Source organism: Mesorhizobium sp. WSM4850, from assembly GCF_055811735.1.
Window position 1 is genome coordinate 70,447 of record NZ_JBVVPV010000015.1, and the last position, 22,849, is coordinate 93,295.

At 63.1% G+C, this 22,849-nt stretch carries 19 protein-coding genes; 10 read left to right on the forward strand and 9 right to left on the reverse strand.

Features of this window, described 5'->3' with window-relative positions:
• Window positions 1–9: 9 nt before the first annotated feature.
• Together AC0L2Z_RS16715 and AC0L2Z_RS16720 are read left to right on the forward strand one after the other, a co-directional pair.
• Complete coding sequence (locus AC0L2Z_RS16715) at window positions 10–1,026, forward strand: FecCD family ABC transporter permease (protein WP_473628798.1); 1,017 nt, start codon at window positions 10–12, stop codon at window positions 1,024–1,026.
• A gap of 435 nt (window positions 1,027–1,461) precedes the next feature.
• On the forward strand, window positions 1,462–4,149 hold the full coding sequence (locus AC0L2Z_RS16720; protein ID WP_473628800.1) for an EAL domain-containing protein: 2,688 nt from the start codon (window positions 1,462–1,464) through the stop codon (window positions 4,147–4,149).
• Window positions 4,150–4,218: 69 nt separating this feature from the next.
• Here the strand turns inward: AC0L2Z_RS16720 and AC0L2Z_RS16725 are convergent, their stop codons facing one another.
• A complete protein-coding gene (locus AC0L2Z_RS16725; protein WP_128169800.1) occupies window positions 4,219–4,704 on the reverse strand; it encodes a CAP domain-containing protein in 486 nt (161 codons plus the stop codon).
• A 227-nt stretch (window positions 4,705–4,931) separates the two neighbouring features.
• Entirely contained in the window at window positions 4,932–5,495 is a 564-nt protein-coding gene (locus AC0L2Z_RS16730; RefSeq protein ID WP_023802251.1) for a TetR/AcrR family transcriptional regulator, read from the reverse strand.
• A gap of 110 nt (window positions 5,496–5,605) precedes the next feature.
• Between AC0L2Z_RS16730 and AC0L2Z_RS16735 the strand changes: the two genes are divergently transcribed.
• Complete coding sequence (locus tag AC0L2Z_RS16735) at window positions 5,606–6,391, forward strand: SDR family NAD(P)-dependent oxidoreductase (protein WP_287378011.1); 786 nt, start codon at window positions 5,606–5,608, stop codon at window positions 6,389–6,391.
• A 60-nt stretch (window positions 6,392–6,451) separates the two neighbouring features.
• Window positions 6,452–7,546: an alkene reductase gene (locus AC0L2Z_RS16740; protein ID WP_128169753.1), complete on the forward strand. Its 1,095-nt coding sequence runs from the start codon at window positions 6,452–6,454 to the stop codon at window positions 7,544–7,546.
• 176 nt (window positions 7,547–7,722) lie between these two features.
• On the opposite strand, the gene AC0L2Z_RS16745 is transcribed toward AC0L2Z_RS16740, so the two are convergent.
• The 4 genes from AC0L2Z_RS16745 to AC0L2Z_RS16760 all read right to left on the reverse strand — a co-directional run bounded on the left by AC0L2Z_RS16745 (window position 7,723) and on the right by AC0L2Z_RS16760 (window position 11,819).
• Window positions 7,723–9,423 carry a flotillin family protein gene (locus tag AC0L2Z_RS16745; RefSeq protein WP_128169754.1) on the reverse strand — a complete coding sequence of 567 codons (1,701 nt, stop codon included), beginning with the start codon at window positions 9,421–9,423 and terminating at the stop codon, window positions 7,723–7,725.
• 54 nt (window positions 9,424–9,477) lie between these two features.
• Complete coding sequence (locus tag AC0L2Z_RS16750) at window positions 9,478–10,098, reverse strand: OB-fold-containig protein (RefSeq protein WP_128169755.1); 621 nt, start codon at window positions 10,096–10,098, stop codon at window positions 9,478–9,480.
• A 5-nt stretch (window positions 10,099–10,103) separates the two neighbouring features.
• A complete protein-coding gene (locus tag AC0L2Z_RS16755; RefSeq protein ID WP_023802256.1) occupies window positions 10,104–11,225 on the reverse strand; it encodes a PspA/IM30 family protein in 1,122 nt (373 codons plus the stop codon).
• A gap of 234 nt (window positions 11,226–11,459) precedes the next feature.
• Window positions 11,460–11,819 carry a winged helix-turn-helix transcriptional regulator gene (locus AC0L2Z_RS16760; protein WP_473628802.1) on the reverse strand — a complete coding sequence of 120 codons (360 nt, stop codon included), beginning with the start codon at window positions 11,817–11,819 and terminating at the stop codon, window positions 11,460–11,462.
• A 106-nt stretch (window positions 11,820–11,925) separates the two neighbouring features.
• Here AC0L2Z_RS16760 and AC0L2Z_RS16765 point away from each other — a divergent pair, with 106 nt between their 5' ends.
• Both AC0L2Z_RS16765 and AC0L2Z_RS16770 read left to right on the forward strand, forming a co-directional pair.
• The gene (locus AC0L2Z_RS16765; RefSeq protein ID WP_128169758.1) at window positions 11,926–12,630 is read left to right on the forward strand and encodes a glutathione S-transferase family protein; all 705 of its coding nucleotides are present in this window, start codon (window positions 11,926–11,928) and stop codon (window positions 12,628–12,630) included.
• Window positions 12,631–12,800: 170 nt separating this feature from the next.
• A complete protein-coding gene (locus tag AC0L2Z_RS16770; RefSeq protein ID WP_287249790.1) occupies window positions 12,801–13,628 on the forward strand; it encodes a DUF2189 domain-containing protein in 828 nt (275 codons plus the stop codon).
• Window positions 13,629–13,925: 297 nt separating this feature from the next.
• On the opposite strand, the gene AC0L2Z_RS16775 is transcribed toward AC0L2Z_RS16770, so the two are convergent.
• Window positions 13,926–15,887: a pilus assembly protein TadG-related protein gene (locus tag AC0L2Z_RS16775; RefSeq protein ID WP_473628804.1), complete on the reverse strand. Its 1,962-nt coding sequence runs from the start codon at window positions 15,885–15,887 to the stop codon at window positions 13,926–13,928.
• A 370-nt stretch (window positions 15,888–16,257) separates the two neighbouring features.
• Between AC0L2Z_RS16775 and AC0L2Z_RS16780 the strand changes: the two genes are divergently transcribed.
• The 3 genes from AC0L2Z_RS16780 (at window position 16,258) to AC0L2Z_RS16790 (ending at window position 19,189) form a co-directional block, all read left to right on the forward strand.
• Entirely contained in the window at window positions 16,258–17,118 is an 861-nt protein-coding gene (locus tag AC0L2Z_RS16780) for a TIGR01459 family HAD-type hydrolase (RefSeq protein ID WP_023802261.1), read from the forward strand.
• A gap of 43 nt (window positions 17,119–17,161) precedes the next feature.
• Window positions 17,162–18,145 (forward strand): bifunctional riboflavin kinase/FAD synthetase, encoded by a 984-nt coding sequence (locus AC0L2Z_RS16785; RefSeq protein ID WP_128176964.1) that lies wholly within the window; start codon window positions 17,162–17,164, stop codon window positions 18,143–18,145.
• Between the two features lie 231 nt (window positions 18,146–18,376).
• On the forward strand, window positions 18,377–19,189 hold the full coding sequence (locus AC0L2Z_RS16790) for a MipA/OmpV family protein (protein WP_473628806.1): 813 nt from the start codon (window positions 18,377–18,379) through the stop codon (window positions 19,187–19,189).
• A 40-nt stretch (window positions 19,190–19,229) separates the two neighbouring features.
• Here AC0L2Z_RS16790 and AC0L2Z_RS16795 read toward each other — a convergent pair whose 3' ends face one another.
• Together AC0L2Z_RS16795 and AC0L2Z_RS16800 are read right to left on the reverse strand one after the other, a co-directional pair.
• A complete protein-coding gene (locus AC0L2Z_RS16795) occupies window positions 19,230–19,514 on the reverse strand; it encodes an antitoxin Xre/MbcA/ParS toxin-binding domain-containing protein (RefSeq protein WP_473628808.1) in 285 nt (94 codons plus the stop codon).
• A gap of 46 nt (window positions 19,515–19,560) precedes the next feature.
• Entirely contained in the window at window positions 19,561–19,746 is a 186-nt protein-coding gene (locus AC0L2Z_RS16800; RefSeq protein ID WP_473628809.1) for a hypothetical protein, read from the reverse strand.
• Between the two features lie 55 nt (window positions 19,747–19,801).
• On the opposite strand from AC0L2Z_RS16800, the gene ileS reads away from it, so the two are divergent.
• Window positions 19,802–22,786, forward strand: a complete 2,985-nt coding sequence (gene ileS, locus AC0L2Z_RS16805; RefSeq protein WP_473628811.1) for an isoleucine--tRNA ligase — start codon at window positions 19,802–19,804, stop codon at window positions 22,784–22,786.
• The last annotated feature ends 63 nt before the right edge of the window (window positions 22,787–22,849 follow it).

Here is a 22,849-nt window from a genome sequence, read left to right on the forward strand (position 1 = left end):
GAATTGGCCATGGCAGCAGGAGCGGCAGCAATCGCCGCTCTTGCTCTGCTGTCGATCGCCTATGGATCGACAGTCATAGGGTTGAGCGACGTGATTGCTGCGCTCGGACATGCGGCCGGGCTGGACGGAGACCTCGTGCCCGGCTCAGTCGGCAATATCCCGGTCGCCAAGATCCCGGTTGCCAAGATTGTCGTCGATCTCAGGCTGCCGCGCACCATCATGGCGATCTGTGTCGGCGCAGGGCTGGGCGTCATCGGCGCGCTGCTGCAGACGGTAACCCGAAACGATCTCGCCGATCCATTCCTGTTCGGGCTGTCCTCCGGTGCCGCGGCCGGCGCTGTTTCCGTCATCACCATTTTTGGCGACCGTTTCGGCATCTGGACGTTGCCGGTTGCCGCCTTCACCGGCGGCATTTTGGCCGCCGGCATCGTGCTTTTGCTGGTTTCGCGGGTGAGGGGGCAAGGCCCCGAACGGCTGATACTGGCCGGGCTTGCCGTCTCGTTCATGTTCATCGCCCTGACCAACTATCTCGTCTTCGCCGGAGACCAGCGCGCCGCTCACTCGGTTTTGTTCTGGACCATGGGCGGGCTCGGCCTAGCGCGATGGGACAATGTCGGGCTGGCTGCTCTTGGCGCGTGCACCATTCTTGCTTATGGCCTGTGGAACCATCGCAAGCTCGACGCCTTCCTGGCCGGCGAGAATGCTGCCGAAAGCCTCGGCGTGCCGGTTGTGCGGATGCGCAGGACGGCGTTTCTCGTCGCTGCCTTCTCGACGGCGATCCTGGTCTCGGTCGTAGGTGTCATCGGTTTCGTCGGGCTGATGATCCCGCATCTGTCCCGGCCCCTGGCCGGCCCGTTGCATCTGCGCCTGATTGCAAGCTGCGCCCTCTTCGGAGCGGTGCTGCTGCTAGCAAGTGACCTTCTGGCGCGCACGCTGCTGCCGCCGCAGGAACTGCCGATCGGCATCATCACCAGTTCGGTCGGCGCTTTCTTCGTGGTCACCATGCTCATTCGCAATCGTTCATGATGGGCTGCCATGCACACTTGCCGGCTTCTGGCACAATGCCGAGTCTTTGGACTGACCTCTGGGACCGGCGCAGCGCGCCGAACCGCCCGTCGAGATTTTCACCGGCAGGATCGGCCATCATGTGCGATGGGCCTGCACGAGATTGGCTCCACCTTCTCCCCTTGTGGGCCCCCTTGTGGGAGAAGGTGGCCGCGAAGCGGCCGGATGAGGGGTGCTCCAGCTTGGAACCGACAGCGCTCCGGCCAGCACCCTCAACCGTCTCGGCGCTGCGCGCCGATCCACCTTCTCCCACAAGGGGAGAAGGCAAGAACTGCGCCATGCCCCGGCATCGACCCGGTTCACATGCCATTAGTATATCTGGACCACTATGCGGTCGCTTAGCTTGCAGCGAGCTTTCCTTGCTTTGCGCCAGGCGCCGAACCGGAGGAACTGTGTTTGGTCACGAAATCATCGAGGCAAGCCGCCCAGGCGCCCGAATCGACCGAGCTTGCCACGCTGGCGAAACTGGCGGGCTCCTCGTACGAGACGCTCGAGCGCGAACTCAGGGCTACGATCGCAACACTCGAGCAACAGGCGCTGCGATTCGAGACGGCGATCGACAACATCTCGCAAGGCATCTGCTTTTTCGACGCCGCTGAACGGCTGATCCTGTGCAACCGCCGCTATGCGGAAATTTACCGCATCGCGCCCGAACACTTGCGCCCCGGCCGGACGCTGGGCGAAATCGTCGAACGCCGCATCGCTGCCGGGACATCCGCGATGGCCAGCGACGCTTATCTCGCATTCGCCCGAGCGGTCAATTCGGGCACGACCCTGAGAAACTGGACCGCCAATCTCACCGACGGCCGGACAATTCAGATCTGCCATCAGCCGATGCCTGACGGCGGATGGGTGGCCACGCATGAGGACATAACGGAACTCACCGCCAATCGCCTGATCGTCGACGAGCGCATCTCGCTGCAAACGCTGATCGACTGGGTGCCCGACTACCTGTGGGTGAAGGACACCGAAAGCCGCTTCGTCGTCGCCAACAGGGCCATTGCTTCCGACAGCGGCAAGGCCAAAACCAGTGACATGATCGGTTTGACCGATTCCGATCTTCATGCCCCCGACCTTGCGCAGAAGTTTCGCGCCATCGAGCAAGGCGTGCTGCGCAGCGGACAGCCGATGATCGATGAGGAAGAGTTCGTTGTCGATGCGTCAGGCGCCGGCAAATGGTTTTCGTCGACGAAGGTGCCGTTGCGCAATGTTCAAAACGATATCTTCGGTCTGGTCGGCATCGCCCACGACATCACCGCCCGCAAGCAAGCGGACACCCTTCGAGACGGGCAGGCGCAGATACTGGAAATGATCGCGACGAGCGCCCCGCTCGAAGATGTGCTCGACTGCCTCATGCGCCTCGCCGAGTCTCAGTTGACGGGGATATTCGGTTCCGTCCTGTTGCTCGACAAGGATGGCAGCCACTTGCGGCACGGCGCCGCGCCGAGCTTGGCAAAGGCCTATACGAGCGCCATCGACGGGATCGCCGTCGGCCCCAAAATGGGATCCTGCGGAACCGCTGCCTACCGGCGCGAGCCAGTCATTGTCGCGGACATCATGCACGACCCGCTTTGGCACGATCACTGCGAATTGGCGGCGGCCTATGGCTACCGTTCGTGCTGGTCGACCCCGATCCTGTCGCACCAGGGCGCTGTGCTGGGCGCCTTTGCCATGTACTCGACGACCGTGCGCGAGCCGACCGCGGCCGAGACCCGGCTCATCGATTTCACGACGCGTATTGCCGGGATCGCCATCGAGCGCAAGCTGGCCGAAGATCGGATCCACTTCATGGCCAACCATGATGTGCTGACCGGACTGCCCAATCGCGCTCTGCTCGAGGACCGGCTTTCGCAGGCGATCCTCTACGCGCAGCGATACGATCGCTGGGTGACGGTGGTGTTCATCGATCTGGACAATTTCAAACTCGTCAATGACACGCTTGGCCACAATGCCGGGGACGAGCTGTTGAAGACCGTAGCCGGCCGTATCGTCGAGCGCGTAAGGGCGACCGATACGGTCGTGCGGCTTGGTGGCGACGAATTCGTCGTCGTTCTGTTCGATCAACCGACGAATGTCGATCTCATCTCCGAGACCCTGCAAGCAATTCGGGCGGCGATTGCAGAGCCGGTTCAGCTCGGAGCACATCGGCTGAGGGCGACGGCCAGTATCGGCATCGCCAGCTACCCCAAGGATGGGACCAACCCCGACACGCTGCTGGCCAATGCCGATGCGGCCATGTATCGCGCCAAGGAATTCGGCCGCGACAATTTCCAGTTCTACGCTCCCGAATTCAACACCAGAGCGCATGAGAAATTCGTGCTTCAGGAGGACTTGCGTAACGCCCTGGCCCGTTCGGAATTCACGCTGTTTTATCAGCCGCAGGTCGACCTTCGGTCGGGCCTCGTCTTTGCCGTCGAAGCGTTGCTTCGCTGGAATCATCCGACGCGGGGCATGATGGCACCGAACGCCTTCATTCCGACGGCCGAGGAGACAAGTCTGATCGTGCCGATCGGCGATTGGGTCCTGCACGAGGCCTGTCGGCAGAACAAGGCATGGCAGGATGCCGGCCTGCCGCCGATGACCGTCTGCGTGAATGTGTCGACGCGGCAATTCAGGGAAAAGAACCTGATCGGCCGCGTCGCCGATGCCCTGAAAGTCAGCGGTCTGGAGGCCAGATATCTCGAGCTGGAGGTGACCGAAAGCCTGATCATGCAGGATATCGACCTGGCGATCGCAACGATGAACCAGCTGCAAAACCTGGGCGTTCAGATCTCGATCGACGATTTCGGAACAGGCTACTCCAGCCTCAGTGCGCTCAAGACCTTTCCAGTGGCGCGGCTGAAAATCGACAAGTCGTTCATCAACGATATCGCTGCTGACGAAAACGACCAGGCTGTCGCCAGCGCCGTAATATCATTGGGTCAAAATTTGAATCTGAGGGTCATTGCCGAGGGCGTCGAGACGGACGATCAGGTGGCCTTCTTGCGCAAGAACAACTGCGATGAAATGCAGGGCTATCATTTCAGCGAGCCGGTTTCGGCCCCTGACATCGAGAAAATGCTCAGTGGCGAACCCATGGATTGACGGGTCGACCATGATCTCCTCAGCCAAGGCGGCATTGCCGCCAGCGCGGATTGCCCTGTGCCCGCGTTGCTATTTGCCCAGGACAAGGCTCCAGTAACGCCGCGAGCTGTCGCGGCCGTCCCGCACATAGGCCAGGCCGAAGCGGGTGAAGCGCGGGTCGAGCATGTTGCGGCGGTGGCCGGCCGAATGCATCCAGATGTCGAACAGCTTCTGCTGATCGAAACGGCCCTCGGCGATGTTTTCGGCGGCAGCACCGGCAATGCCGTTGCCCTTGACGCGCAAAGCAAATCCCTTGCCCCAGCCGGTCGAGTGGGTCATGCGGCCGCCGCGCGCCATATAGCCGGACTGCTGCAGGGCTGCCTGTTCGAGCTGACGGTCGGGAACAAGCGGTTCGAGGCCGGCTGAGGCGCGGATGCCCGCCAGCGTGCCGACGGCGGAGGCGGAGACCCCGGCGCCTTCGCCGGTGGGCAGCACAGTGGCGCAAGCGGCAAGCCCGGCCAGTGCGGCAAGGCCGGCAGCTCTAAGCAGCATTCGCCTGTTTGGCGTCGGGCGCATTTCGTCAGAGCGGGGTTCTAGGGATGGTTGATTGGCGGTGTCGGTGAGCGTCATGCCTGCCTGACATAGCGGCAATAGTGGCTTTTGCCGGGCAGGCGTTCAGAAATCTCGTTCGCTGCCGCCTTAGCCGTCCGCGAACCCCGCTGATGCGCGCTGCGGCGCGATATTCTCCAAGCTTGCCGCCCAACCACCCCGGTAGCCGCATTGCTCAAGGGCGCTCCTGGCGGCTATCTGGCAGACACCTGGCTGATCCCGGTATCGATCCAGGCACGCGTCTGTTCCAGAACTTCATCCGAAAGCGCGGGATCGTCGATAGCCCGGGCGAGGATCACTGCCCCCACCATCGCTGCCCAGCATCCGATCGCTGTGCGGCGTCTGTCTGCCGGATCCAACTCCGGCAGCGTCTTGCCGATACGGTCGATCTGCGAGCGAAGGCCTTCGGTCATGGCCGAGCGTGCAGCCGGGGTCTGATGGCGGATGTCCGCAACAAGGCCCGCTGTCGGGCAACCACCGGCGGCATTGTCGCGATGCCGGGGCGAAAGATAGGCATCTGCATAGGCGCGAAGGTCGCCCCCTCCGCTTGAGTCTGCGGCGATGACATGGGCAAGGGTTTGGGCGATCAGGTCGTCCTTCGAGCTGAAATGGCCATAGAAGCCGCCATGGGTGAGCCCAGCGGCTTTCATCACCTCCGCCACGCTGACCGCGTCGAACCCCTTGTCGCGAAACAGCCGGCTGGCAACATCCAGAATTCGGCGGCGGTTCTCCGCCATCTGTTCCCGACTGACCTTCATTTCAAAATCCTCCGCCGGCGCCGTTGACATTTACATGATGGGTATCATATTTACCTGCATTCATGATGATCGTCATGAATATAGAGTCCATCAGCGAAAAGAGCAATGCCATGACCATTCCGTCAGTCCTCATAACCGGCGCCTCCACCGGCATCGGAGCCGCCTATGCCGAGCGCTTTGCGCGCCGCGGGCACGACCTCGTGCTGGTTGCCCGTGACAACGCACGAATGGAGGCCTTGGCGGCCCGTCTAAGTCAGGAAAACGGCGTGGCGATCGATATCATCCAGGCGGATCTTACGCAGCCTGCCGAGCTTGCAGCGGTGGAGACGAGGCTGCGCGAGGACGCCAGCATCGGAATTCTCCTCAACAATGCCGGAACGGCCATCGGCGGAAGTTTTATCGAGCAGAGCACCGATGACGTAGCGCGGCTGGTTGCGCTCAATACGACCGCGCTTCTGCGGCTTGCCAGCGCCATTGCCCCGCGTCTTGCGGCGGCCGGCGAAGGTGCGATCGTCAACATCGGCTCCGTGGTCGGCCTGGCGCCGGAGTTCGGCATGACGGTCTACGGCGCAACAAAAGCCTTCGTGCTGTTTTTGTCGCAGGGACTCAGCCTCGAGCTCGCGCCGAAGGGTGTCTACGTCCAGGCCGTGCTTCCCGCCACGACGCGAACGGAGATCTGGGGACATGTCGGCGCCGACGTCAACACGCTTTCCAACGTGATGGAGGTCGACGATCTGGTGGATGCGGCGCTGGTCGGCTTCGACCGCCGCGAGCTGGTGACCATCCCGCCGCTACCTGATGCCGGGCAGTGGGACGCGCTTCAGGCCGCACGCCAGGCCATGCTTCCGAACTATCGGAACGAACATCCCGCCGAGCGGTACCGCACGGTCGCCTGAGCACCAACGATCCCGTTTCGATAGACGACCCGCCGCGGCGGGGACAAACAAAGGTGACCTATGACAAGCACAACGCTGTTTGAGCCCTATACTCTCGGCTCGCTGACCCTCTCCAATCGTATCGTCATGGCGCCGCTGACGCGCAATCGCGCTGGCCCGGGCTTCGTTCCAGGCGATCTCGCCGCGCAGTACTACGGCCAGCGCGCGTCGGCCGGCCTGCTGATTTCCGAGGCCACGCAGATCTCGCAGCAGGGACAGGGCTACCAGGACACGCCCGGCATCTACACCCAGGCGCAGATCGGCGGCTGGCGCAAGGTCACCGACGCCGTGCACGCCAAGGGCGGGCGGATTTTCCTGCAGCTCTGGCATGTCGGTCGCGTCTCGCACGTCGATCTGCAGGAGAACGGCGCCGCCCCCGTCGCGCCCTCGGCGATCCGGGCCGCGACCAAGACCTTCGTCGGCAACGGCTTTGTCGACGTTTCGGAGCCCCGCGCACTCGAACTGGATGAATTGCCGGGCATCGTGGAGGATTTCCGCAAAGCAGCTGCGAACGCCATCGAGGCCGGCTTCGATGGCGTCGAGATTCACGGCGCCAACGGCTATCTGCTGGACCAATTCGCCAAGGACGGCGCGAACCTCCGCACGGATGCTTATGGCGGATCGGTCGAGAACCGCGCCCGGCTGATGCTGGAGGTTGCGACTGCGGTGGTCGAGGAGATCGGCGCTGAGCGCACCGGCATCCGGATTTCGCCCATCTCGCCCGCCAACGGCGTCTCGAGCAGCGCTCCCCAGGCGCAGTTTGACTATATCGTCGATCAACTCGATGCTTTGGGCATCGTCTACATCCATGTCGTCGAGGGCGCCACGGGCGGATCGCGCGATGTCGCGCCGTTCGACTTCGGATCACTCCGCCGGCGCTTCAACAACACCTATATCGCCAATAACGGCTATGACCTTGAGCTCGCGGGGTCGCGGCTCGCCGAGGGCAAGGCGGATCTGTTCGCCTTCGGGCGCCCGTTCATCGCCAATCCCGACCTTGTGGAACGGCTGCAGACGCGCGCGCCGCTGGCCGTGTTCGATCAGGCGACGCTCTATGGCGGCGGCTCCGCCGGCTATACCGACTATCCCGCGATCGCCGCTTCAAGCCAGCCATGAGCCATCAGGGTGCCGCGCCCGCGCGGCCATCCCACGTCGATAGCAGCGCCGCCGCCATCGCCGGTGGGCAGCACGGTGGCGGCAAGGCGGCCTGCCTGACATAAACGCGATCCTGGCTGGCAAATAGATCGGGCGTGGATTGTTCCAGGCCCGATCGAGATCAGCGCTCGGGCAGTTCAGGCCCTCGGTATCCCCGGCAGGGGGGCGACCAGCTCGTCGTCCTCCCCGTCTGCCTCCTCGAACAGACCGGCCCCGTCAGCATCCGTTTCCCGCGGCCGCGTCGAGACCAGATCCTTCAGAGAGCCACCGGCGCCGGCGATGCCAGCTTCCTTCAGGAGCGCGTCGATCAGAGACTTGTTGCCGGTGAACTTCAGCAACTGATCGGCCAGATCGCCCGGACCCGAACGCCCGCCTTCGCCGCCCGAGCGACCGCCCGAAAATCCCGCCGTGTCGAACACGCGGATGCTATCGATACGGCTCGCCGGCTCCATCAGCGCCTTTAATGCTTCCGGCAGCATGGTGATCCGCGCCTGCGTCAGTTCAAGCTGGATCAGGCGGTCGGAGAGCAGGTTGCGCGCTTCGTTCGTCGCGCGGATGGTCGCGGCCTCCGCCTCGCCTTCCGCGATCACGCCTTCGGCGCGGACCTTCATCGCTTCCGCCGCCGCGCGGGCTTCTACCAGCGCCGCCTCGGCGCGGTCTTCCGCCGCTGCCTTTTCGGCGCTCGCGCCAACTGTCACTGACACAGCCTCAGATTCCGCCGCTTCCTGTGCTTGCAGAACGGCGATCTGCCTGGCACGGTCGGCGATTTCGCGTTCGCGCGCCGTCTGCACCTTTTCTTCAGCCGCAACCGTCAGCGCCTCGGCCTCGCGGGCCTTGGCTTCAGCCTGGCTGGTTTCCTGGCTCTTCTTGGCGATGGCCACCGCCATATTCTGGCGCGACAATTCAACCTCGCGCTCAGAGTTGATGCGCGCTTCTTCCTTGGCGCGCTGCGCTTCCGCCGCATGCTCGGCGATCTCGCGTTCGCGCGCGATCTGGGCGGCCTGTTCGGCGAGCTTCGCCGCTTCCTCGGCCTTGGCCATTTCGGAGCGGGTGGAGGCCTGCTTGGAGACTACGTCGCGCTCCTGCTCCAGCCGCGCCTCTTCCTCTTGCCGCTTCAACGCGTACTTTTCGCGCGAGGCGTTCAGGTCCTGCTCGGCAATCGCCACTTCGGTCTTCCGCGTCACCTCGTTGCGCTCCTTGCGGCGCTGTTCGGTGATGGTTGTCAGCTTGGCCAAACCGACGGCGTCGAAGGCGTTGGTTTCGTTGAAGAACTCACGCGGCGTCTGGTCGAGGCCCGTCAACGACACCGATTCCAGCTCCAGCCCGTTCGAGCGCAGATCGGTCTCGACTGCGTCCTGCACCGCCTTGACGAAGTCCGAGCGATTCTCATGCAGCTGATCGAGCGTGTTGCGCGCGGCGACGGAGCGCAGCGCGTCGACCAGCTTGGCTTCCACCAGATCCTGGATTGCCTTCGGGTCGTTGACACGGTCGCCCAGTGTCTGCGCAGCGAGGCCGATGCCGTCATCCGTGCCGTCGACGCGTACGTAAAACTCGGCACGGATGTCGACGCGCATGCGGTCAGAGGTGATGAAGGCGTCCTCGCGGCGGCGGTCGACCACCAGCTTGACGGTGTTGAGCTTGACCTTCGCCAGCGCATGCAAGATGGGCAGGATCAGCGCGCCGCCGTCTTTGACCACTCTGCGGCCGCCGACGCCGGTACGCACGAAGGCCTCGTCACGTTCGGCGCGCTGGTAGAGCCGCCCGAGCACAAAGCCGATCACCGCTATCACGAAGAGAACGATGCCGACCCAGATCAGAAATTGAACCATATTGTCCATAACTTGCCCCCAGATTTGAAAGTGTTTGATGTTCAGCTTTGCCCAAAGCTCTGGCTAGATGTGCTCCTCGAACGGCACTACCAGCCAGACACGACCGGGTCCCTCGGCGGCTTTCACCACCACGACCAAGGCGCCTTTCTCGATTTTCATTCCCGCGTCTGCGGGCCGCGCCCGCAGCGTATGCAATTCGCCATGCTCATCGCGCACCCGGATCGAGCCGGGCCGACCGTCGTCCAGCGGCCCGAGCGTGACCGTGCCGCGACGCCCGACCAGATGATCGTGGTTGACGGCGTAGCTCTCGTCCTGCGGCAGGAGATGAGCGATCCAGCCGCCGGTGATCTTCGTGACCATCACCGCCGCCGGCGCCGCGCCAAAAGCGTAGCTCCACGCCGGCAAGGCCGGGAAGATCTGCCACAGCATGATGCCGACCATGCCGAACGTGACCAGCAGAAGCAGTATCAGGATGGCGAAGGGTACCCGACCGAAATTCAACCAATCGAATACGTCGCCCAGATGTGTGGCGTCGAGGAGGTGGTCGACCGCGCCGTCTTCGCCGCCACCATGGTCAAAATGCCCGGCTCCAACAAAGAACAGGACGATCTGCAGGACACCCAGCAACATCCCTGCCAGCAATGGATAGAGATAGAGCGCCGGCGCGTGGAGAATTTCTGCCATCGGCGCTACTTTTTACCCTTGAGTTCGCTGCGCAGAGCCGCCAGCCGGTCGTCAATGCGGCGCTGGCGCCCAAATTCTTCGAGTTCGACAAGATCGTTGTCGCGCGGCTTGCCAGCGGGCAGGTCGGTCAGCCGCGCCACGCTGGAAAGCGCGGCCGCAATGCGATCCTCCGGTGCGGGTTTGCGGAACCCGCCGCCAGCGTTGCCTGCCGTGCCCGGGTTCTGCGCCTCGCGGGCGCGACGCGCTATCTTCACCCGCTCCTCGGAATCGCGGCGGGCCGCACTTGCGGCGCTCAGCGCGCCTCGCGCTTCGTCAATGCGCACATCAACATCTTGGATCAGCTTGTCGATAGAGGCGGCCTGCGCGTCGATGTCGTCCTGACGGCCAATACCGGCCCGTGCGAGGTCTTCGCGGCCCTCTTGCAGGGCGACACGGATATTCTGGTCCAGCCCCTCGCGTTCCTCGGTCAGGTCGTCCTTCTGCAGGGTGTAGCGCTTGCGCTCGGCGATAAGCGCTGCGAGGTTGGATTTCAACTCGTCGGCGGCCTTGTCGATCTCGCGGATCGCTTGTTCGGCCACCGCCTCGGGAGCCTTCTTCTCAAGGCCGTCGATCACGGTTGCGACTAGGCCGGCGGCGAGGCGCGAAACGCGCCCGGAAATGGATTCGGTCTGCATGGCTTCGATCTCCCTGTGTTGCATGTCCGCCGACAGCGGAACGGTGAGCAGATAGGCCCCGTTATCCCGTACGAGATGGGAAAGTTGCGCCTTCTCCTGGCTATCGGAGTAGCCGGTGGCCAGGAATCCCGCGATCACACGCCCCTCAACGGTAGAAATCGAAACCTTGTCGACGCCCTTGAAGGACATGAGCTTGTCGTCAAGCGGCAGCCGGTCGGGCGACCAGGCGCCGGAGGCGTATTCGCGAATGCCATTGGTCACCAGTCGCGCCGGCAGGCCCGTCTCGGCGCGGATCGCTTCATAGGCGAGCTTCTGGAGTTCAAACGTGTTGGTGCGTTGGCTAGAGGCGGTGCGATCCAGGATGTCGTGCATGACGGCATAAGCCGCGAAAGTCATGTCGATGGCGCGTTCGCCAGCGCGGCTCAGGATCAGCTTGTATTGCGCGGTCTTCATAATGATTCTCCCCTCAATCACCTAACAAGTGATTGAGGGGAATTCAAGTGACAATCACCAAAAACGTGATTTAGTGATAGGAGGGTTAGCACGTGTGTTGTTTGGTAACCGCAGGTGTTGGCCAGTAGACACCGTCTGGCGCTGCGCGCTCCCTGAGGTATTCGGCCCGGTCGGCTGATTCCACCCAAGCAGTTGCACAACGTATAGTTGCAATCGCCAAATTTCCCCCACTGCTTACTCCGCCGCCACCAGCCTTGGCGCCGATGAGACCCGGCCGGCCCGATCGTTCTCGGTATCTTCCCACCAGTCGCCCAAGGCGTCGAAGAGCGGCACAAGCTTGAGACCCGCTGCCGTGAGATCATAGTCGACGCGTAGCGGATAGCCGGCATGCGCCGTTCGCCGCACGATCCCGGCTTCCTCCAGCTTGCGCAGTTCCAGCGCCAGAATGCGGTGCGACACGGTCGCGTTGTCACGCCTCAGGTCGCTGAAGCGCTTGGTGCCGTCCTTCAGATAGTAGAGCAGCAAGGTCGGCCAGCGACCGCTGAGCACACGCATGGCCTCTTCGATCGGGCAGCTTGAGACGACATCTTTCATGGCGGATCCTGGTTACAAAATAGTGCGTAATTTACATGGGGCGACCAGCGTTTAGGGTCAAGCTTCGCTGCGCAGCGTGATCCCTGAACATGGAAGAGACAAAGAAATGGAACCTATCCTCCTTTACGGCGTCCCGGCGGGAAGTTCGATGGGGCTCGTCGCTGCTTTTGAACGCCTCGGACAGCCCTACCGCCTGTGCCGCGTCGACATGCTCACCGAAATGAAGAACGATGCCTATGCCCGCATCAACGGCCGCCAGGAAACGCCGGTGATGATCACCGACGAAGGCAGAGTGCTCACCGAGACCATGGCGATTGCCGCTTGGCTCGAAGCCCGCGACACGCAACGTCGCATCAGCTTCGACCCGCGCTCGCCGGAAGCCGACCGGATGCATCAGCTGATGGCTTTCGTGAACACCGGTTTCACCGCCGCTTTCACCCCGCTCTGGGCTGCCTATGAAATGGAATCGGCCGAACCGGCCCTGCTGGCGACCTTGCGTGACTTCGGCCGCCAGGCCGTTGCCGAACGCCACGACCGGCTTGAGAGGATGATCGGCGACACCGACTTTCTGGTCGGCGACCGCCTGACGTTGGCCGATACCACGTTGATCGGCGTGGCACGTTGGGCGGAGTTCCACCAGGCGGTCGACGGCGCCGCCTATCCCAGGCTGGCAGCGCTGCGCCGTGGGATCGAAAGCAATCCGGACGTGCGATACGCGCAGGCCATCGAGGACGGCGAAACGCCGGCGGGTTCGGGTGCCTGCCTTGGCCACGTTCCGCTGGCCGAGGTGATTGAACGATTTGGTGTCTAGCACACGCCAGCGGCGCGGCACGAACACGGCCTGTGCCGCGCCGCGCATGCTCAATCCCACCCGATTCGCGACAAGCACATCGAATTCGGCTATCATGCCATCGCTCTTGAAGTGGCAGCTACGGGCGGCCATCCTGGCGGTGGCCGCCCCCTGAATACGGGAGAATGGGTATGGCCAGCTTTCATGTCATGTCGGACGCGCGTGGGATGCACGTGCAGCCCAGGGTGCGCCGCATCACCACGGCGGACCTGATCGATGTGCTGCGGCTCGGCGTCGAGGATTTTTGGGCAAAGCCATCGCATTACGTCTTCCTGTGCCTGATCTATCCCGTGGTCGGATTGATCCTGGCGCAGTGGACGACATCCGGCGCCTACGCCATCCAGCTGCTTTACCCGCTGATGTCCGGCTTCGCCCTGCTTGGACCGTTCGCCGCGATCGGCCTCTACGAGATCAGCCGCCGCCGCGAGCTCGGCATGGACACGTCCTGGTGGCACGCCCTCGAGGTGCGCCACTCGCCGGCGCTGCCGGCGATCGCGGTCATCGGCATCATGCTGGTGGCACTGTTCCTGCTCTGGCTGTTCACCGCGCAATCGATCTACTCCAGCCTGTTCGGCGCTCAGCCGCCGGCCTCGATCGGTGGCTTTGTGCGCGAGGTGCTGACAACGCCCAAAGGCTGGACGCTGATCCTGCTCGGCAATGCGGCCGGCTTCGTCTTCGCCGCGATCGTGCTGGCGACGACCGTCGTCGCTTTCCCGCTGCTGCTCGACCGTGATGTCGGCGCGGTCTCGGCGATCGAGACCTCGGCACGGGCGGTGATGACAAACCCGCTGCAGATGGCGCTGTGGGGCCTGATGGTCGCCGTGCTGCTGGTCATCGGCTCGATCCCGCTGTTTGCCGGGCTCGCCGTCGTCATGCCCGTGCTTGGCCATGCGACGTGGCATCTCTATCGCAGGCTGGTCGAACCGGAGCGGGCGCAGCCGGACCGGCGGCCGATGTAGGCTGGAGCGGCGTTAACAGCCGAAGAATGCAGCGGCCCAAACAAAGCTGTTCGGTCGCTATCCTTCCGCGCCCCCCTCTGGCCTGCCCCCTTGCCACAACTTGGCATCTCCCCACGAGGGGGAGATCGGCAGCTTCTGCGCCTCGCCTCTTCTGCGGCGTTGGAGATTGGCGAAAGCCGTGCCGACATCCGATCTCCCCCCTTGTGGGGGAGATGTCCGGCAGGACAGAGGGGGGCGCTGTTCCGCCAGCCTGTCATTTCCGGGCGCTTGCGCCCCCTTCAGCCGACCCCACCCCCTTCAGCCGACGATGCGCAGGTTCGACAATTCGTTGGCGATTTCCCTGAAATTGTGCGACAGCGTCGCCCCGGTCGCGTTCCAGAACAGCTTGGCCGGCTTGGTCGGATCGGTGGGATCCTTGCGGAAGCGCGAGTCCGAGGAGCAGGCCTTCAGCGCGTCGAGTGCTTTCTTCTCACCGGCATCGGTGGTCGACAGGTCGAGCGCAACGGTCATGACGAGAACGTTCGATTTCTTCGCGTTGCCGCAAAGGGTCTGCATCTGCTCGTCCAGCGCGGCGGTGTAGTTGGCGTCCGTGTAGGTCGTCTTGCCGATGTCGGTGCTTGTGTTCATAAACAGCCGCGTCACGCTTCCAGACCCCGGATATGTCAGGCCGGTGTAACCGTAAGCGGCATAGGTCGACCTGTTATTGGCGTGGCCGCTGTCGCTGACGGCGCTGTAGGTATTGGCGCCGTCGGTCAGCACGATGACCACTTTGTCGTTGCCTCTTTCAGTGTTCGGCCGGCCCGCAGTGAAAGGTTCGTTGCTCGACACCGTCCGCCAGCCCCAGGCAAGGCCTTCCGGCACGTTGGTGTTGCCGTTCGGCGCCATGGCGTCGATGGCGTTGTCGATCTCCTCTTTCTGGGCAAGCTGAGTCACGTCTTTGAGCGGCGTGATCGGGTTGGTCGTGCAGGACGAATTTGGGCCGTCGCCCGAGGCAGCCGACTTCGAGCCGTAAGGCTTGACCAGGAAATATTTGCGCATGTCCGACTGCCGCTGCGAAGCGGTTGGGCTGTCGGTGTAAGGCCAGTCGGCCCACCAGTTGTTGCCGTAACCATAGTTCAGATAGATCACGTCGTTAGCGCCGTCGCGGTTGAAATCGAGCCAGAGCGTGCCGGCCTCGTCGGGCGCAAACATCGGCACGAACAGCGTGGCAGGTGTGGCGGTATCAGGCGTCGTGTCGTCGTTGTTATACGGGTGCGGCCTCGCCTCCACGCAACCCTGCCAACTCGCATAGCGGCTGGTGGTGTAGATATATTCCGGGGTGGTCCAGTGGCCGCTGCTGCAGTTACCTTTCTTGTTATAGGTGTCGCAGATATACTGTTTCGTGTTCGGCACTTCTTCGCGGCCGGACTCGAGGGTGATGTCGGCGTAGAGGCTGAAGCGGGTCAGTGGCTGATCCTCGGTGTCGCCCCAGCCGGTGCCGCGTTTGTACCAGACGCCGTTGAGCTTCTCGGCGTATCTGTCCGGATCGTTGGCGGCGGTCATCTTCGTCCAGTCGAAATCCTCATGCTGGATCGGGGAGATGCCATCCTGGTCCATCCAGCTGTCCTGGTCATGGGTGGGACCGACATTGACCGAAGCAGCGAACGGCACCAGGGAGAACTGCACCGGTTTGCTGACCTGCTTCATCTGCTGTGCCTGCAGCGCCAGCGTATCGACAAGCTGTTTGTCGGCAGTCTTCAGCAGGTCTATTCGCCTCGCGCCGGTGCCGGAACCGAGTTCGTTCATCGAGCCGGAATTGTCGAGCACCAGAGCGACTTCCAGCGTGTTCTTGAGACGGATTTCCGAGCAATCCGTGAAAGTTGTAGCGCCGCTGGTGGTCCCGCCGCCCAGCAGCATGGCGGCGGCCGGCAGAAAATAGGGGTGATAGGTAAGGGCGCTGCAGAGCTTCAACGTGCCGCCACCCGCATTGCTGTTGGGCAGGGTGACGGTAAGCGACGTGTTGGCCGGATCGACGGGGCCGAGATTGGTTTCGAAGAAAGTCTTGGCGTAGGCCCTGGCGGCGTCGTCGGTTGCGCCGGAGACGACCTGCTGAGCCGTGGCGAGGCCGGCGGCGTCCAAAGCGTTCAACGTGGCGTGCTTCTGGCGCAGCAGTTCCGAGTAATCGACGCTGAGCGCCACTCCGCCCATCAGTGGCACCATCGTGATGACCGTCATCAGCGTATAGTTGCCACGCCGGTCCCTACCGAATTTTCGGATCATTGTCTTCAGCCCCTCGCCAAAACCCCTAGTCGGCGAAAGATGCCATCAATCCTTAAATTTCAGATCGCTGAAAAACATCCAAGATCGGCTTGCTTTTTCAAGGCTCGTTAACCACGCCGCCGATGCCGGCATTGCTGCGCGCGGCTGGACCGGCCGCCGAAGCGTTCAGAATGGGGAAGTCTCGGCAAGAGCGGCTTGCGCGCTTGCCTTCGTCAGTGCCAAGGCAATCCTGAAACCAGGGCAATCCTGAAAAATGTGAAAGCTGGTGACAGGGTCAAGTGCTTCGGTTAATGCGAACCTGCCGCGGTGGACCCCTGCCGCGGCGGACGTCGGCGGCGACGCTCGCAACCATCATGATTTGGGAAACGATATGGCGGACTCGCCCGATATCATCGGCTCGCTCGCGGATTTGTCGGGAGCCTATTGTGCCATCCTGTGCGACGTCTGGGGTGTGGTCCACAATGGCGAACGGCATTTTCCGGCCGCGGCTCTGGCGCTGGGCACCGCGCGCGAGGCGAAGATACCTGTCGTGCTGATCACCAATTCGCCGCGGCGCAGCGCCGATGTCGTGGCGCAGATGAATGCGATCGGCGTTCCCTCTGCGGCCTATGACCGCGTCGTCACCTCCGGTGACGTGACCCGCGACCTGATCATGGAGGGGCCGCGAAAGATCTTCCACATTGGCGCCGATCGCGATTTCACGCTCTATGACGGGCTTGATGTCGAGCTGGTCGAGGAGTTCGAGGCGTCCGGCGTGGTCTGCACCGGGCTGTTCGACGACGAGGTCGAGAAGCCGGAGGACTACGCCGATCTTCTGCGGCGGCTGCGCGCCAGGAACCTGCCCTTCATCTGCGCCAATCCCGATATTGTGGTCGAGCGCGGCGAGCGGATGATCTGGTGCGCGGGCGCCCTGGCCCGCGACTATGCCCAGCTCGGCGGGCGCACGCTGATCGCCGGAAAACCTTATGCCCCGGTCTATGACGTCGCGATGAAGGAGATCGCCGACCTGCTCGGCCGCCCGGTCGAGCGCTCGGACGTGCTGGCTATCGGCGACGGCATGATGACCGACATCAAGGGTGCTGCCGACAATGGCTTCGACGTGCTCTACGTGTCGGGCGGCATCCATGCCCGCGACTACGGCGATCCGCTACAACCGGATCCGGCCAGGCTGATCGCCTTTCTGGAAAGGCATGGCTACCGGCCGGTCGCGGTCATTCCGAGACTGCAGTAGGCTCGCTCGATGACGGAAGCCTCGAAATGACGCAAGCCCCGAAATGACGGAAGCCTTCGAACGCGTTTCTGCAATCTCGCCGCTGCCGGCCCATTTGCGGGGTGGCGTGGTGGCGATCGGCAATTTCGACGGCGTGCACCGCGGCCACCAGGCCGTGCTCGAACGCGCGCTGGCCGAGGCCCGCCGGCGCGGCGCGCCGGCGCTGGTGCTGACCTTCGAGCCGCATCCGAGAAAGGTGTTCCGGCCCGAGATACCGCTGTTCGTGCTGACACCGCCGCCGATGAAGGCAATGCTGCTGTCGCATCTGGGCTTTGCCGCACTCGTCGAGCAGCCGTTCACGCGCGCCTTCGCCGCACTGTCGGCGGAAGCGTTCGTGACCGATGTGCTCGACAGCAATCTCGGCATCATCCACGCCGTGACCGGCTTCGACTTCCACTTCGGCAAGGACAGGCAAGGCGGACCGGCCTATCTGATGGCGGCCGGCGAACGCCACGGCTTCGGCGTCACCTTGGTTGACGCCTTTCGCGACGAAGGCGCCGAGGTGGTGTCGTCGAGCCGAATCCGGGCGCTGCTGTGCGAAGGGGCGGTGGCCGAGGCCGCCGGCCTGCTCGGCTACCGCTTCACGGTCGAGAGCGAGGTGATCGGCGGCCAGCAGCTTGGCCGGACGCTCGGCTTTCCAACCGCCAATATGAGGCTTTCGCCGGAAGCCACTCTGAAGGAAGGGATTTACGCCGTCCGCTTCCGCCGCGCCGACGGCACGCTTCATGATGGTGTTGCCAGCTTCGGCCGCCGCCCGACCGTCGACGACAACGGCGCGCCGCTTCTGGAAACCTACGTCTTCGACTTCTCCGGCGATCTCTACGGCGAGCTATGCGCGGTGTCCTTCTTCGGTTTCCTGCGCGCCGAGGTGAAGTTCGACGGGCTCGACGCGCTAGTCGCGCAGATGAAACGCGACGAGGCCGAGGCGAGGGCGCTGCTTGCCGGCGTCAGCCCGCTGTCCGAGCTCGACACGGCCATTGCTTTTTGAGCGAATTCGCCAGGCCGATCGCAGCGTCGCCTGACATTTGTCGTCACTTGGCATCTTGCCAATTTGGCGGGTATCGCCGAGGGTCATGCCCGTCCAGCGAGCAGCTTGCGCTGGATGCACGCCAAAAAAGTGAGTCAGCGTGTCGAGTTTAAATCAAAGTTTACTGAACCGGCGCCATGGCTCTTTGCAGGCAGGTTGTTCCCGCCGGTGTTTCGCGCGTATGGAGTGACGATGCGTTCTATCAAGGTATATCAGGTGGTCTTGGCCACCTTCCTGCTGGGCGCGCCCGGTGCAGCCGAAGCCGCCGATGGCGCCTTGGGCTGGCTGTCCGGCGACTGGTATCTGACAGTCGGCGCCACCGGCCTGGTCGCCCCCGATTTCGAAGGCAGCAAGAACTATATACTCAGCGCCCAGCCGATCATCTCGCTCGGCAAGGCCGGTCCTGCGGCCCGCTTCACTTCGCGCAACGACAACATCTCGCTGGGGTTGATCGACGAAGGCGGCTTCCGCGCCGGCCTGGCCGGAAAAATCCTGTTTTCGCGCGATGGCGACGACGCCGACGAACTGAGAGGCCTCGACCCGGTGCGCTGGGGCGGCGAGGCCGGCGGCTTCTTCGAATTCTATCCTTTGGACTGGTTGCGCGCCCGCGCCGAATTGCGGCACGGCATTCGCGCCCATAACGGCTTCGTCGCCGATATCGCCGCCGACGCATTCCACGATGTGACGCCGGAGGTCAGGATCTCGGGCGGGCCGCGCGTTTCGTTCGCCTCGTCGGATTATTTCGACGCATATTACGGCGTCGACGCCGGGGAAGCCATAGCGTCGGGCCTCAGCCGGTACCGACCGGACGGTGGCGTGAAGTCGGCGGGCCTCGGCGGCGCGTTGACCTGGAAAGTGACCGAGCCGATGACGGCCAGCCTGTTCGGCGAATATTCGCGGCTGATGGGCCCGGCGGCCGATTCCAGCCTGGTCAAGGAGCGCGGCTCAAAGGATCAGTTCACGATCGGTGTTTCGACGACCTATCGCTTCGATTTCTCGATGTGATCTGATCTCGCAAGTTGTGTATTGCGCGCGGCCGCATGGCTCAGGCGACTATGCCGTAGGCGATGCGGTTGAGTTCGTCTTCCACAAGCCTGGCACCTGCTTCCGATTGCAGGAGATCGATGGGCACTTGGTTGAGCACACGACTTCGCTTGCGCAGCCACCGCTGCGCCTTTTCATGGTTGCCGAAAACGCGATCCGCCATCGTTGAAATGCGTTCAAATCGCAGAGCGCGGTCGGACTCAGTAGTTGTCAGTGTCACATTTCGTTCCTTCCGGTGCGCTAAACTGTGAAATGAAAACCGTAGATGTTGGTCTTCCAACACCATCTGACGATAAACGTAGGCGCAATTGGTACACGCTCTAGGGTAAGCATCAGAGTTCGGGCTTTTCAATGGAGCCGGCCTCGTCTAAAAGCCCGGTCATGACGCAGTTTCCTCGCGCGCTCGCGATTGCGATGCGAATTACAAGCCCGGTGTTCCGGGCGGCCTGAGCGCCGCCGGAGCCGCCGGGAATTTTGCGCGCGGCCTCTCGCGCTTTTTCCAGATCATGATAGTTCAACGCCCGGGCTCTTTTGCCGGGCAATGCATATGGCAGACCAATGACCGATACGCCGATGACCGACACTGTTGAAACGATCGACTATTCCAAGACGCTTTATCTGCCGCAGACGGATTTTCCGATGCGCGCCGGCTTGCCCGAGAAGGAGCCGCTGCTGGTCAAGCGCTGGCAGGACATGGAGCTTTACCGCAAGCTGCGCGAAAACGCCGCCGGCCGCGAAAAATACGTGCTGCACGACGGCCCGCCCTACGCCAACGGCAGCATCCATATCGGACATGCGCTGAACAAGATCCTCAAGGACGTCATCACCCGCTCGTTCCAGATGCGCGGCTACGACTCGAACTACGTGCCCGGCTGGGATTGCCACGGCCTGCCGATCGAATGGAAGATCGAGGAGCAATACCGCGCCAAGGGCAAGAACAAGGACGAGGTGCCGGTCAACGAGTTCCGCAAGGAATGCCGCGAGTTCGCCGCACACTGGATCAAGGTGCAGGGCGGCGAGTTCCAGAGGCTCGGCGTCGTCGGCGACTTCGACAATCCCTATACGACGATGGCGTTCCATGCCGAGGCGCGCATCGCCGGCGAGCTGTTGAAATTCGCCATGTCGGGCCAACTGTATCGCGGCTCGAAGCCGGTGATGTGGAGCGTTGTCGAGCGCACCGCGCTGGCCGAGGCCGAGGTCGAGTACCAGGACTACGAGAGCGATACGATCTGGGCGAAGTTTCCGGTCGTCAGCCTCGCTCGTCAGGTCACCAACGTCGAAGATGGGCAGCCAGCCTTGGATCCGAGGCTGACGCAGACGTCACTGGACTTGCTGGAGGCCGATGTCGTTATCTGGACGACCACGCCATGGACCATCCCCGGCAACCGTGCCGTCAACTATTCGCCACGCATCAACTATGGCCTCTACGAGGTCACTGCGGCCGAGAATGCTTTCGGCCCGCAGCCTGGCGAAAGGCTGATCTTTGCCGAAGCGCTGGCGGAAGAGGCTGCGACCAAAGCCAAGGTGACGATGGACCGCCTCCGTAGCATTTCGGCCGAAGAGCTTGGAAGCCTTACGCTTTCTCATCCCTTCAAAGGTTTGAATGGCGGCTATGAATTCGACGTCCCAATGCTCGCCGGCGAGCATGTCACCGACGAAGCCGGTACCGGTTTCGTCCACACGGCGCCGGGCCATGGCCGCGAGGATTTTGACGCCTGGATGGACGCTGCGTCAGATCTTCGCCAGCGCGGCATCGACACAGCGATCCCGTTCACCGTCGACGATGCCGGCTTCTTCACCAAGGATGCGCCAGGCTTCGGCGCGGACCGCGAGGGCGGTGCGGCGCGCGTCATCGACGACAACGGCAAGAAGGGCAATGCCAACCAGGCGGTCATCGACGAGCTGATCAAGCGCAATGCGCTGTTCGCGCGCGGGCGGCTGAAGCATTCCTATCCGCATTCGTGGCGGTCGAAGAAGCCGATCATCTTCCGCAACACGCCGCAATGGTTCGTCTTTATGGACAAGGAGCTCGGCGACGGCACGACGCTGCGCAGCCGTGCCCTGAAGGCGATCGACGACACCCGCTTCGTGCCGGCTGCCGGCCAGAATCGCATCCGCGCCATGATCGAGGAGCGCCCCGATTGGGTGCTGTCGCGCCAGCGCGCCTGGGGCGTGCCGATCGCCGTCTTCGCCGATGGCGACGGCAACGTCCTGCGCGACGAGGCGGTCAACCAGCGCATCATCGACGCCTTCGAGAAGGAAGGCGCGGACGCCTGGTTTGCGGCCGGCGCCAAGGAGCGTTTCCTCGGCAATCACGATGCCTCGAAATGGCAGCAGGTGATGGACATCCTCGACGTCTGGTTCGATTCCGGCTCGACCCATGTCTTCACCCTGGAGAATCGTCCGGATCTGAAATGGCCGGCCGACGTCTATCTCGAAGGTTCCGACCAGCATCGCGGCTGGTTCCACTCCTCGCTGCTCGAAAGCTGCGGCACCAGGGGCAGGGCGCCTTACGACATCGTCGTTACCCATGGTTTCACCATGGACGAGGAGGGGCGGAAAATGTCGAAGTCGCTCGGCAATACCGTCGTGCCGCAGGACGTTATCAAACAGTCGGGCGCCGATATCCTGCGGCTATGGGTGGTGACCACCGACTACTGGGAGGACCAGCGGCTCGGCAAGAACGTGCTGCAGACCAACATCGACGCCTATCGCAAGCTGCGCAACACCATCCGCTGGATGCTGGGCACGCTTGCCCATGACGATGGCGAGGACGTGCCGCTGGACAGGATGCCGGAGCTGGAGCGGCTGATGCTGCACCGGCTTGCCGAACTCGATGAGGTCGTGCGCACGGGCTACGACGCCTTCGAGTTCAAGCGCATCACCCGCACGCTGCTCGATTTCATGGTGGTCGAGCTGTCGGCCTTCTATTTCGACGTCCGCAAGGACGCGCTCTATTGCGAGGCGCCGTCCAGCATAAAGCGCAAGGCGTCCGTGCAGGTGGTACGCCAACTGTTCGACTGCCTGGTGAAATGGCTGGCGCCGATGCTGCCCTTCACCATGGAGGAGGCCTGGCTCGACCGTCACCCGGACGCCGTCTCGGTGCATCTCGACCAGTTTCCGCCAATCCCGGCCGACTGGAAGAACGAGGCGCTGGCGGAAAAATGGCGCAAGGTGCGGCAGGTTCGCCGCGTCATCACCGGCGCGCTGGAAATCGCGCGCGCCCAGAAGGTCATCGGCTCGTCTCTGGAAGCGGTGCCGGTCGTCACGCTCGATGATGCGGCGCTCGAAGCGGCGATATCGGATGTCGACATGGCCGAAATGGCGATCACCAGCGATCTGGTCATTGCGCATGGCAACGCGCCTTCCGGCGCCTTCACTCTGGACGACGTCAAGGGCGTCGCCGTGGTGGTCGAGAAGGCCGAGGACCGCGGCCTGCTCAAATGCGCGCGCTCATGGCGCTACACGGCCGATGTCGGGCAGGACAAGCAATTCCCCGAGGTTTCGGCGCGGGACGCGGCGGTGCTGCATGAATTGAAGGCGCTTGGTCGTATATAAGGCGGTGCACAAATGCCGCGGCGGGCGGCTGATCGGCCTCGGCTCGTTGCCCTTAACGAGTGG